The organism is Lysinibacillus sp. FSL R7-0073, assembly GCF_038009065.1.
Taxonomy (GTDB): Bacteria; Bacillota; Bacilli; order Bacillales_A; family Planococcaceae; genus Lysinibacillus; species Lysinibacillus fusiformis.
The window spans coordinates 1213410-1226376 of sequence record NZ_JBBPAS010000001.1 but is presented as its reverse complement, the minus strand read 5'-3'; the positions used below and the strand labels follow the sequence as shown (position 1 = coordinate 1226376).

12 protein-coding genes are annotated in these 12967 nt (G+C 37.7%); all 12 read right to left on the bottom strand.

The window, feature by feature from the left end:
- Window positions 1-166: 166 nt before the first annotated feature.
- The 12 genes from recA to MKY88_RS05745 all read right to left on the bottom strand — a co-directional run bounded on the left by recA (window position 167) and on the right by MKY88_RS05745 (window position 12578).
- Window positions 167-1228, bottom strand: a complete 1062-nt coding sequence (recA, locus tag MKY88_RS05800; RefSeq protein ID WP_069480398.1) for a recombinase RecA — start codon at window positions 1226-1228, stop codon at window positions 167-169.
- 161 nt (window positions 1229-1389) lie between these two features.
- Window positions 1390-2649: a competence/damage-inducible protein A gene (locus tag MKY88_RS05795; protein ID WP_328202933.1), complete on the bottom strand. Its 1260-nt coding sequence runs from the start codon at window positions 2647-2649 to the stop codon at window positions 1390-1392.
- A gap of 17 nt (window positions 2650-2666) precedes the next feature.
- Window positions 2667-3245, bottom strand: a complete 579-nt coding sequence (gene pgsA / locus MKY88_RS05790) for a CDP-diacylglycerol--glycerol-3-phosphate 3-phosphatidyltransferase (RefSeq protein ID WP_025113992.1) — start codon at window positions 3243-3245, stop codon at window positions 2667-2669.
- Window positions 3246-3292: 47 nt separating this feature from the next.
- Window positions 3293-4222, bottom strand: a complete 930-nt coding sequence (locus MKY88_RS05785) for a helix-turn-helix domain-containing protein (RefSeq protein WP_175422988.1) — start codon at window positions 4220-4222, stop codon at window positions 3293-3295.
- Window positions 4223-4238: 16 nt separating this feature from the next.
- Window positions 4239-5024, bottom strand: coding sequence for a DUF3388 domain-containing protein (locus MKY88_RS05780; RefSeq protein WP_069483265.1), 786 nt, complete (start codon window positions 5022-5024; stop codon window positions 4239-4241).
- A 227-nt stretch (window positions 5025-5251) separates the two neighbouring features.
- Entirely contained in the window at window positions 5252-5509 is a 258-nt protein-coding gene (locus tag MKY88_RS05775; protein ID WP_008178933.1) for a DUF3243 domain-containing protein, read from the bottom strand.
- A gap of 44 nt (window positions 5510-5553) precedes the next feature.
- Window positions 5554-6282, bottom strand: a complete 729-nt coding sequence (gene ymfI, locus MKY88_RS05770; RefSeq protein WP_258267995.1) for an elongation factor P 5-aminopentanone reductase — start codon at window positions 6280-6282, stop codon at window positions 5554-5556.
- The gene (gene yfmH / locus MKY88_RS05765; RefSeq protein WP_193831202.1) at window positions 6282-7580 is read right to left on the bottom strand and encodes an EF-P 5-aminopentanol modification-associated protein YfmH; all 1299 of its coding nucleotides are present in this window, start codon (window positions 7578-7580) and stop codon (window positions 6282-6284) included. Before yfmH ends, ymfI begins: the two co-directional genes overlap by 1 nt.
- Window positions 7577-8848 carry an EF-P 5-aminopentanol modification-associated protein YfmF gene (yfmF, locus tag MKY88_RS05760; RefSeq protein ID WP_069480394.1) on the bottom strand — a complete coding sequence of 424 codons (1272 nt, stop codon included), beginning with the start codon at window positions 8846-8848 and terminating at the stop codon, window positions 7577-7579. Before yfmF ends, yfmH begins: the two co-directional genes overlap by 4 nt.
- A gap of 175 nt (window positions 8849-9023) precedes the next feature.
- The gene (locus MKY88_RS05755; protein ID WP_069480393.1) at window positions 9024-9983 is read right to left on the bottom strand and encodes an ABC transporter permease; all 960 of its coding nucleotides are present in this window, start codon (window positions 9981-9983) and stop codon (window positions 9024-9026) included.
- 1 nt (window position 9984) lies between these two features.
- Entirely contained in the window at window positions 9985-11031 is a 1047-nt protein-coding gene (locus tag MKY88_RS05750; RefSeq protein WP_069480392.1) for an ABC transporter permease, read from the bottom strand.
- A complete protein-coding gene (locus MKY88_RS05745) occupies window positions 11031-12578 on the bottom strand; it encodes an ABC transporter ATP-binding protein (RefSeq protein WP_193831201.1) in 1548 nt (515 codons plus the stop codon). The genes MKY88_RS05750 and MKY88_RS05745 overlap by 1 nt, the downstream gene beginning before the upstream one ends.
- Window positions 12579-12967: the final 389 nt, after the last annotated feature.

The window sequence follows — 12967 nt, the reverse complement described above, 5'->3', positions numbered from 1 at the left end:
TTTACACTAGTAAAAAATTCACCTTTTACACCTTTTACGTTAACCCAGTACATAAGAAATAATTTCCGAGGCATATAGCTTCTATCTTATTATGTGTAAAAATTTTAGATTATAGACAAAAAAAGCATTGTTCCCGTAATAAATTGGGAACAATGCAATCGTTTGATTATTCTTCATCAAGAAGTGACATTAATTCTTCATCCATCTCGTCTTCTTCATGTGCAGCAATTGTATAAGAATTAGCAGCAATACCATAAGAAGATCGAATTTTGTTTGAGATTTCTTCCAAAACAGCAGAGTTTTCTTTTAAATATTGCTTTGCATTTTCTCGTCCTTGACCTAGACGCTCATCACCATATGCATACCAAGATCCACTTTTTTGCACGATGTCTAATTCTACACCTAAATCAACTGTTTCGCCTTCTTTAGAAATACCTTCTCCATACATAATATCAACTTCAGCTGTACGGAAAGGCGGCGCTACTTTATTTTTCACAATTTTAATTTTCGTACGGTTACCAACAATATCATTACCTTGCTTAATAGCTTCTGCACGGCGAACTTCTAAACGTACAGAGCTGTAGAATTTAAGGGCACGTCCACCTGGTGTTGTTTCTGGATTTCCGAACATTACCCCAATTTTTTCACGAATTTGGTTAATGAAAATAGCAATCGTTTTTGATTTGTTAATAGAACCTGAAAGTTTACGTAATGCTTGTGACATTAAGCGGGCTTGTAAGCCGACATGAGAATCACCCATATCCCCTTCAATTTCAGCCTTTGGCACTAAAGCAGCAACGGAGTCAATAACGATGATATCAATTGCACCACTACGAACTAGTGCTTCTGCGATTTCAAGTGCTTGTTCCCCTGTATCTGGCTGTGATAATAATAACTCATCAATGTTGACACCTAATTTTTGAGCATATATTGGATCTAATGCATGTTCTGCATCGATAAATGCTGCTTGTCCACCTTTTGCTTGTACTTCAGCAATAGCATGTAAAGCAACTGTTGTTTTACCTGATGATTCAGGACCATACACTTCAATAATACGTCCACGTGGATAACCACCTACGCCTAAGGCCGCGTCAAGTGCTAGTGATCCACTTGAAGATGTCGCAATTTGTAAGTCGGTTTTTTCACCGAGTTTCATGATTGAACCTTTACCAAAATTCTTTTCAATTTGTTTTAAAGCCTGTTCTAAGGCTGCTTTACGATCACTCATTCATTTTCCTCCTTCGAAAACTGTTCACTGTTTTTGTCTATCTCTACTATACTTGTTTTTGAGAAAACACGCAAGAAAAAAGCGAACATTTATTCGTTTTTTCTACAAAATAAAAATTTGGATAGTTTTCCTCTACCCAAATTCCTATTTTTCACTCTATATTAATATCGTTTTGTATAGCCGCGTTCTTCCAAACGCTGCATTAAATAATGGCATGTAAATTTCACTGCACGGAGTCGATTTGTATTACGCATACCAGATAAATGAAGTAAGTATGTAAGTGGCTCCTCATCATTGATGGCAATACCAATCCAAACCGTCCCTACTGGCTGATGATCATGTGCTGTAGGCCCTGCTTCTCCTGTTAATCCAATGCCGATATTTGTCCCAAATTGTTTTCGAATTGCACTTGCCATTGCAGCAGCACATTCACCGCTAACAACGCCGTGTGTATCTATTAATTCTTGTGAAATACCAAGATGCTTTACTTTTGCTTCTGCCGCATAGGTCACTACGCCACCAAGAAGTGCGTTACCTACCCCTGGAATTTCCGCAAGCTCTGATTGAAACAACCCTGCCGTTAAACTTTCCGCAGCAGAAATAGTTAGATTATTGTCTACTAGCATTTCAACTGTCTTTGAAACAAGCGAGTCATCATCCACACCATATTGATAGTCACCAACAAGGGCTTGTATCTGTGCTACTTTGGCGGCAATAAGTTGTTGGGCTTGTTGTTCGGTTTCTGCTTTGGCTGTTACGCGTAATGTTACCTCACCATCCGACGCAAGTGGAGCGACTGTTGGATTTGTTTGGGCATCTAAAATATCCTGTACCTGGACTTCAAGTTCGGCCTCACCAATCCCATAAAAACGCATCACATGAGAGGCAATGATCCCTCCATCGTTAAGCATCGAAGCAAGCTTAGGTTTGGCCTCAAATTGAAACATAGGCTCAAGCTCCTTAGGTGGCCCTGGGAGTAAGATATACGTACGGTTATTGTTTTTGAAAATCATACCAGGCGCCATTCCATGATGATTGGCTAGTATTTCGCTTCCAGCTAGAATTAAAGCCTGTTTTCGGTTATTCTCCGTCATAGGACGTCCTCGCTTGGCAAAAAACTGCTCAATATAAGTTAATGCAACTTCATCAAATTCAAGAGAAACACCGAGATGGCGAGCAATCGTTTCTTTTGTTAAATCATCTTTCGTAGGTCCTAGTCCTCCCGAAAATATAATTAAGTCTGCACGAGATTCTGCCACTTCAATAGCTTGCTCTAATCGTTTTGCATTATCACCCACTACTGTATGGTAAAAAACATTAATGCCTAGCTCGGATAACTGGTTCGAGATAAATCTCGCATTCGTATTCGTAATTTGGCCTAATAATAGCTCTGAGCCAACCGCAAGAATTTCAGCATTCATGATTCACAAGACCTTTCTTATTTAGACTCAAGTAAAACACGTCGATTAAGGTAGAAGTAATCCCACCCAGACCATAGCGTAAAGAACAATGCTACGTATAGCATAATCATATCAAAAGGAATACCAATGAGTGTAAAAATTGTGTTGTGTAAAAGAGCGGCAGCGATTGCTACAATTTGTGCCCAAGTCTTAATTTTTCCAAGCTGATTGGCCGCAACGACCTCTCCCCCACCTGCCAAAATAAGGCGTAAACCCGTAACAGCGAATTCACGGCTAATAATAATGATAATCACCCAGGCTGGTGCCATATCAAGCTCTACCATTAAAATGAAAGCTGCTGACACAAGTAATTTATCAGCTAAGGGATCTAAAAATTTCCCAAATGTAGTCACAAGATTATACTTACGTGCATAGTAACCATCTACCCAATCAGTTGTCGAAGCTAAAATAAAAATAAGTGCACCTATAAAATGATGGATTGGCATCTCTGCCCCAAATAGAGTCAATGTTCCCCAGCCGAAATCAAACATCATAACAATGACAAAAAATGGAATAAGCAAGATTCGTGAGATGGTAATTTTATTTGGTATGTTCATTTTTCTAACACCTTTCATGATGAAAGAAAGTAGCCATCACATGATGACTACTGTTCTTTATTGAAATTGATGACGATATTTTGAGTTACAACTTGCTGTGCATACGTGAGAAGCTCGTCATTAATATAGATTTTAGCTTGCGTAGAATTACCAAGACGGATACGAACATAATTTTCAGTCGTCGCGTCGAATTCTACCACTTCACCAGCATTATAAACACGAGTATCCGTTAATAATTCTTGTTGCTGCTGATTACGAATACCAACAAATGTAGGACCTGAAACTTCGATTTTAAGTTTCAGTGTATCTGTACCTGTTAACGTGTAAGAAGTTGTTGCTCCATCTGCTTCAACAGTACCTGCGGAAATGGTTTGCTTGATCTCTTCAGTTTGATCAGTTTGATCTTCATCAGTTGGTGTTTCTTCTTTAGAGTCTGTATCTTTTTGGTCATTTTTCAGAGCATCTTTTTCTTCTTTTTCTTTCTTATCTTTGGCACTATCGATAGGCTTGGCATTTGTATCATATTCAATTTCAGGGGATGTTGTGTTGCCCTCGCTTGTCCCTGGACTGTTTTTTGATTGCCATAGCACCCAAATTACCACAATGATCACAACAATAAATAACCCAACAATGATTTTTGGCATTGCCTCCATCATTTTATTGGAAGGGCCTTTTGTGACCTTTCTTCTGCTTGGACTATTCGTTATGGATTGACTTACTTGATCATTCGGAGTACTTGGCAGCTCTTTTTTATAAGTCTCTAAAATTTCTTCCGCGTTTAAACCAACAGCATCTGCATATTGTTTAATAAAAGCTCGTACATAAAACGAGCCAGGCATAATGGAATAATTGCCCTCTTCAATTCCTACTAAATAACGCTTTTGAATTTTCGTTATTTCTTGTAAATCGTCTAAGCTGTAGCCTTTAGACAGTCTCGCCTCTTTCAGTCGAGTCCCTAATTCTGCCACTAATAACACCTACTTTAACATCAAATTAAAAATTAAATCCACCAAATGAATCGGATTCGGACATATGATTTTTTTCCATTATTTCATAAGTAATTTCTTCATCTGTGTGATGACGTAATTCAATAATATAATCAAAATCCTCTATTTTATATTCGGAATGCTGAACAAACATATCAGGATGCTCTACAACCTTAATGCATGGCATATTCATCATTTCACGCACTAATTGTAGATGTCGCTCATCAGAGGAGCGACGAGTCACAATACCATCTAAAATAAAAATATTATTACGACTAAATTCATCCCCCACTAGTTTATTACGAACTGTTTGTTTTATCATTGTGGACGATAGAAAAATCCACTTTTTATTGGCACAAACACTTGCTGCTACTATAGACTCCGTTTTACCAACGCGTGGCATGCCACGAATACCAATCAGCTTATGCCCCTCTTTTTTAAAGAGTTCGGCCATAAAATCGACTAAAATACCAAGTTCATCTCTTACGAAGTGGAAAGTGTTTTTTTCATCTGCATCTCGAGGAATATAACGACCGTGTCTAATAGCTAAGCGGTCTCGAAGTTTCGGTTGTCGAAATTTGGTCACGTTAATATGTTCCATTGTCGAAACAATTGTACGAAAACGTTCAATTGCCTCATCGTTGTCTGTATGCACTAACATACCACGTCGACCCTCATCGACACCATTAATTGAAATAATATTGACACGTAGCATCCCTAAAAGTGAAGCAATATCTCCTAATAATCCAGGGCGATTCACCTGAATTTCATATTCAAAGTACCAATCGCTCAACACACTCGTTCCCTTCCTATTAGTTAACGTAAAAAATCCTTTATAAGTTCCATCATAGCTGATTTTTTATGTAATGGAAAGTTAGAATACATGGAATTACGGCGTTATTTTTAAAAACTTACTAATTTTTTTGAATGCATAGAAATAAGGCTTACATACGTTCCCGTTTTCACTAAAAAATAAATTTTTTATATAGAAAAAAGAGGAGATAAGCTCTCCTCTTTTTTTTATTGCACATGCTTATTTTGGACAAGCTTAACGACACAATTCGCCAATGCATGCTTTTCATCTTCTGAGGCAACGCCCCATAAATCCGACAGCACTCGCTCTTGCTCGTTTTTAGGATCTACATTTGAAGCTAAATATTCACCAATTTGGACAGCAGCTGCTTGAATCATTTTCTTAGGCATACCACTTGATTCAGCTTGCATAACGTTTTGTCCTAAAAACGATGTCCATTTTTGCCAGTTTTCTAAAATGGTCATATGTTCCTCCTCCTTTACACATGTAGTATGTGTAAAAAAGAATATTATATGTACCAACCACCATTTAATCGAATGATTTGTCCAGTCACATAATCAGCCTTCCCAGACAAATAAAAGCGAACCATTTCAGCCACATCTGTTGTTTGCCCTATTGAGCCTAGAGGAATATCTTCCAAAATATAATTAAGCTCCTCTTTACTTAAATGACTGTTCATGGATGTATTAATGAAGCCTGGAGCAATGGCATTTACTCGAATACGAGATAATGCCGCTTCCTTTGCATATGATTTAACAAATGCATGTTGTGCTCCTTTTACAGTTGCATACAACGCCTCACCAGCTGACCCAGCTTCGCCCCATATAGAGCCAATAAATAAAACATAGCTGACATCATGCTGACGAAGCTTTTCAGAAAGTAAAGCTGTCAGCCTCATCGGATTTTGAACATGCACTCGCCATAATGCGTCCATATCTTTTACTGTTGTATCCTCTAGCAGCGAATAATGCGCTTGTCCATTTGCGAAAATAATAGCCTGCACATTAAAAATCTGTGCGGCTACCATTTCTGCTCCTGTTTCAATTGAAAAATCCCCCTGTACAAGCATAAATTCTTGAGCAGGGAAAGTTTTAGAAAGTGTATGACATAAAGTTTCTGCAGCATTTTTATTAGTTGAATAATGTAAATAGATGGACCAACCTTCTTCAGCCAAGCTATGACAAATAGCGTGACCAATCTCACCTGAAGCACCTAGTACAAGAGCAAACTTTTTCACTAGGCATCCTGCTTACTTGGTAAAATTTTAAACACGGTTTGTTGAGATTCACCTTGAACTGAGGCAAACGCTTTGTATAAATCATCAATTGTTAATTCCTCAAGAACTGGTACAACATCAAATAAATTCATATCATTAAAGGAGTAACGAGTAAATTGGTTGGCGATAAACTCAATAGAATTCAAAGCGCGTAAAAAGAAACCAATTTTTTTACGTTTAATACGTTCTAAATCAGCACTTTCAAATTGTGAATTTCCTTCAAATTTAGCCAACTCTTCTTTAATTGCAGATGTTAATTTATCAGGCTCTGAAGAATCAGAACCGATCATAGCAAACCCAAAACCATTTTCTAATGTAAAATCAAACGCATACGTTTCATCAATTAAACCTTCCTCGTAAACACGTTCATAAAAATTAGATGTACGTCCAAAAATAAGTTCTAGTGCAATTTGAACAGATAGCTCATGCTTTAACATTTCTCGACCTGACAAATTGGTTTCTTTTGCCTTCAGTCCAACATAAACTTTAGGCTTTTGTACATCCATGTTTAATGTCCGCTCGTTTATCGCTACCTCTGTTGGTTCTTCATCAAAGAAACGTTGAATGGATGCCGGTTCTGAGAACTCTTTTTTCCCTTGATTATCACGAATAAAAGTCATCATTTCCTCAGGGTCCACTGCACCAATCACAAATAAAAGCATATTAGATGGGTGATAAAACGTATTGTAGCACGTATATAAATGATCGGCCGTAATGCCATCAATCGATTCAATAGTACCAGCAATATCAATTTTTACAGGGTGATGATGATACATATTTTCAATCGTGCCAAAATATAGGCGCCAATCTGGTTGGTCATCATACATTGTAATTTCTTGCCCAATAATTCCTTTTTCTTTGTTGACAGTCGCTTCTGTAAAGTAAGGCTCCTGCACAAAATTCAATAATGTTTCGGTACTTTTATAAATATTATCAGTTGAAGAGAATAAGTATGCTGTACGCGTAAATGATGTAAAGGCGTTAGCAGAGGCTCCATATTCACTGAACTTTTGGAAGACGTCGCCATCTTCTTTTTCGAACATTTTATGCTCTAAGAAGTGAGCGATTCCATCTGGCACAGTAATGCTTTCTGTTTGACCTATTGGTACAAAAGTGCGATCAATAGAACCGTACTTCGTTGTAAATGTAACAAATGTTTTAGAAAAACCTTTTTTCGGCAAGATATATACATCTAATCCATTTTCAAGCTTTTCATAATAAAGGGTTTCATCTAGTTGCTTAAATTCAATTGTTTTCATTGGGCGGCTTGCTCCTTTCCACTTAAGAAATAGACCGCTTCAAGCTGCACTTGCTTCGCCATATCCACAACATCTTCCTTCGTCACAGCTTTCCACTTATTAGCCCAAGATTCCACAGAGAACTCTTCTGGTAAATCTTTATATTGATCAAAAATTTCAATTTGTCCACGAGCAGAATCCAAGGACTCTTTTAATTGATTTGTGAGCATTGCTTTTGTTTGTTCTAGCTCTAAATCAGTAATGTTACCAGACTGCATTGTCGCAAGCTGTTCTTTAATTAATGATAACGCCTTTTCCTCATTTTTAGCCTCGATACCAGAAACTACAAATACAAGACCATAATGAGAAGCATAGGAGCTAGAAGCATAATAAGCCAAACTCTCTTTTTCACGAACATTCATAAACAATTTAGCATGTGGATAGCCGCCGAAAATACCATTAAAAATCTGCATTTTAGCAAAGTCTGGACTACCAAATCTTACAGGCGTACTAAAGCCAATGTGAAGCTTACCTTGCTTCATCTCATGCTGTTCTCGAACATAATCGTTTTGAGGATGCTGTTGCGGTAGAACAGCTGGCACTTCCTCAGGTGTACGATCATTAAATGGTAGCGCTTTTTTTAATTTCGCTACAATTTCCTCTTCATTAATATCCCCAGCAACATAAATATCTATTTTATCGTTAGCTAGCATTGATTGATAAGCCTCAAATAAGGAGGAAGGGGTAATTTTTTGAATTTCCTCGACACTACCATTTGCCGAAATAGATGCTGGTTCGTTTGGTCTTAGGATTTGTTGTAAGCGGAATTGAGCAAAACGAGATTTATCATCAAAAATAGATTCAATCCGTTGTATAACGGTCTTCTTTTCACGTTCCACAATGGATTCCTTAAAGACCCCATTTTCTAAATTAGGCTCAAAAATAGCCGTGTGCAATAAACCAAGCATGTCATTTAATACACTTGTATTTGCTAAATAATGATCATTTACAGTCTCCACATTCATGAGCACTGTATGTTCATTACCTCGTTTAGACGTATCAAAATATAAAACAGTGCCATATAGATCATCTAAGAAGCTTCTGAAAGCAGCAGTTGTTTTATATTTAGCATTACTATGCTGCAGTACATTGGTTAACACAGTACGTTCCGATGCACTTTTAGCCGTTAATGCTCTTCTCCATTTAATTGAAAAATTTACGGTTTTAAATTGGGTCGTTTGTCGGATATGCAAATTGACACCTTTGGCAAAAGGTATAGTTTTAAACATATGAAACCCTCCTATCCTTCTTAATATAACGATGTACTACACATACTATACATGTCTACTGTCTATAATTGCAAAAAGAATCCAAAGTATGTATGGGAAAAATTATAAAATGTATGAATTCAACATGGAAAAAAAGACTGAGCATATTTCACTCAGTCTTTGATCATGACTTATTTTAACGCTTACCTTTAATATATGGTTGACCACTTGCCTTAGGAGCATTTGCTTTACCAATAAAGCCTGCTAAAGCAAGTATTGTAAGTACATACGGTAAGATTTGCAAATAAACAGCTGGTACATTTTCTATGAATGGAATTTGACTCCCTGCAATACTTAATGTTTGCGCTAAACCGAAGAATAAGGCTGCACCTAGCGCACCAATTGGATGCCATTTCCCGAAAATCATAGCAGCGATTGCCATGAAACCTTGACCAGCAATTGTTGCATGTGAGAAGTCGTGCGTAATTGTTTGTGCATAGACTGCACCACCAAGTCCACCTAGAGCCCCAGAAATCATAACCGCAATATAACGCATTTTATTGACGTTAATCCCCATTGTATCTGCTGCCATTGGGTGTTCACCTACAGCGCGAAGGCGTAAGCCGAATGGTGTTTTATAAATAACAAACCAAGCACCAAATGCTACTACAAACGCTAAAATAGATGTGCTATATACATCATGGAACAATAAACGACCAAAAAACGGAATATCCTCTAGATAAGGAATACCAAAACGGTCGATTGGACGGGTAATCATATCCGTTTGACCTTTATCATAAATCATTTTAACTAAGAATACAGTAGCTGCTAATCCAAGTAAGTTGATGGCTACCCCTGAAACTGTTTGATCGGCACGGAAAGAAATAGACGCAATGGCATGGAAAAGTGAGAAAATCCCACCAATAATCATCGCTGCTAACATCGCTACCCAAATCGTTGCCGCACCTAATGATGAAGCAAATTCTAAATTGATAAATATACCAACAAAAGCACCAACAATCATTAAGCCCTCTAGCCCGATGTTGACAACACCAGAGCGTTCAGAGAATACCCCACCGATGGCTGTAAAAATCAAAGGTGTTGCATATAGAATCGCTGAAGGGATGATGAAATATAACATTTCTAAAAAGCTCATGTTATTGTCCCTCCTTTTTCTTGCTCAGCTTCTGTAAGCCTACTCGAATAATATAGCCTGATGCTACGAAGAAGATAATTAACGCGATGATAATCGATACAATTTCTTCCGGTATACCAGCAGCATTTGGCATATTTAAAGCACCATATTTTAATGAACCAAAGAGTGATGCCCCGAATACTACGCCAAGCGGTGTATTTGCACCAAGTAAGGCTACGGCTATACCATCGAAACCAATTCCAGTGAAGCCAGGTTTAATAGATGCGTTTTGGAACGTACCTAGAGCTTCCATCGCTCCTCCAAGACCTGCAAACATACCTGAAATAGTCATCGCTAAAATAATGTTTTTGTTAACGCTCATACCAGCATAATCTGCAGCGTTTTTGTTGAACCCTACAGCTTTCAGCTCATATCCACGAGTTGTTTTTTCTAGAATAAACCACATAACAACAACCATTAATAGTGCAACAATGATCCCATAGTGAAGACTTGAGTTGTCTGTAAGCTCTCTTAAAAACGGAGAACGTAATGAAGCGGATTCATGGATACGTTCTGTTTTAAAGCTACCATCTGACAATTTTTTAATGACCGCGTTTGCAATATATAACGCCGTATAGTTAAGCATAATTGTCGCAATTACTTCATGCACTTTAAATTTCGCTTTTAAGAAACCTGCAATAAAGGCCCAGAATGCACCTGCGGCGGCGGCTGCAAGTAATGCCAATGGTAAGTGTATAACTTTAGGTAGCTCAAATGCATAACCTACCCAAGCTGCTGCTAACCAACCTAAAATAAGCTGACCTTCAACACCAATATTAAACAGTCCTGTACGGAAGGCGAATGCTACTGCAAGACCTGCTAATAGATACGGTGTAATTTGACGAATTGTGTTCCCTATTGAATATGAATCTCCAAAAATACCTGTCCAAAGAGCGATATAACCTTGTACTGGGTCATAGCCACTGACTACCATGACGATAGCCCCTACAATTAAACCGATAATGATAGAGATGATAGGAACGAGTATATTAATGACACGATTTGACATTAGTCGTTCCCCTCCTTCGCATCATGCTTGTTATTTTTTTTACTTTGACCGGCCATTAATAATCCAAGCTCTTGTTCTGTTGTTTCTTTAGGATTTAATTCGTCCACAATTTGACCATCATAAATAACGGCAATGCGATCCGATACATTCATAACCTCATCTAATTCAAAGGAAATTAACAGAACTGCTTTCCCTTTATCACGTTGCTCAATAAGACGCGAGTGAATAAATTCAATCGCCCCTACGTCAAGACCTCGTGTTGGTAGAGCGGCAATTAATAAATCTGGATTACGATCAATTTCACGACCAATAATAGCCTTTTGTTGGTTACCACCAGATAATGCACGGGCAGGTGTCATTTCACCATTACCTGTACGTACGTCGTATTCTTTAATAATTTGATTGGCTTTCTCCGACACTTTTTTATAGTCCATGACAAAGCCTTTAGCTATAGGAGATTGGTAATACGTTTGTAGCGCAATATTATGACCGATCGGGAAATCTAGTACTAAACCATGCTTATGACGGTCTTGCGGAATATGCCCAACGCCTTCTTCTGTAATACTACGAGGCTTCAAATTTGTAATATTTTTACCATTTAATTCAACAGTACCACTTTTAATTTTACGAAGACCTGTAATCGCCTCGATCAATTCTGATTGACCATTTCCATCAATACCTGCTATACCGACGATTTCACCCTTGCGAACCTTTAAGTTCAGACCTTTTACCTTATCAATATCACGGTAATCCGTAACGACTAAGTCATGGATAGCAAGTACTTCATCAGTTGGATTCGCATCCGTTTTTTCTGTTTTAAATTCAACTTGTCGGCCAACCATCATTTCAGCTAGCTGATCAGGATTTGTGTCAGCGGTTACAACAGTGCCAATTCCTTCACCTTTACGGATAATCGTTACACGATCGGACACTTCCATAATTTCTTTTAGCTTGTGGGTAATCAAAATAATAGATTTCCCCTCAGCAATAAGACGACGCATTATTTGAATTAATTCCGTAATCTCTTGTGGTGTTAAAGAGGCTGTTGGTTCATCAAAAATTAAAATTTCAGCACCACGGTATAATGTTTTTAATATTTCAACACGTTGTTGCATACCAACAGTGATGTCTTCAATTTTGGCATTAGGATCAACATCCAAGCCATATTTCTCAGAAAGGGCTTGTACTTTTTTAGATGCATCTTTTATATTGACAATACCCATTTTAGTTGGCTCGGAGCCTAAAATAATATTTTCTGTTACTGTAAAATTCTCTACCAACATAAAGTGCTGATGCACCATACCAATCCCTAAATCATTGGCAACATTTGGGTTTGTAATTTTTACAGCATTCCCACGAACGCGAATTTCGCCACCCTCTGGTTGATACAAACCAAAAAGGACGTTCATCAAAGTCGATTTACCTGCACCATTCTCTCCAAGCAATGCATGGATTTCGCCTTGTTTCAGTTGGAGGGTGATATTATTATTCGCCACGAAATTACCGAATTCTTTCCGGATTCCTAGCATTTCAATCACATATTCCAATATTGTCACTCCCTTAATAGGCACTTTTATAAAGTAATTCCGCCTTAGCGTTTCGTATCTGCCTCTACTATGACTGATGGCACAGATTAGCAATACATCCAGTATTCGAAATGTACATAAACTAGATGACCGTTAGAGCTTTTTTTGCTACAGTTCACTAATTCTTTAGACCGCTTTCGTTACCAAAGGCTATCTTTTATTTACTGATTAATCCCACCTATAGAGGTAGGTGTTTTGCTAAATTAATACAGGAAAGGTCATCGTTAGAAACCTTTCTTCTATTAACTTGTTACCATCATTATGAAAATCATTAAATACTACCTCTAAAAGGTTCATATAAATCTAGTTAAATAGAGAATTGCGAATAATCTAAATATAACGATGGATTG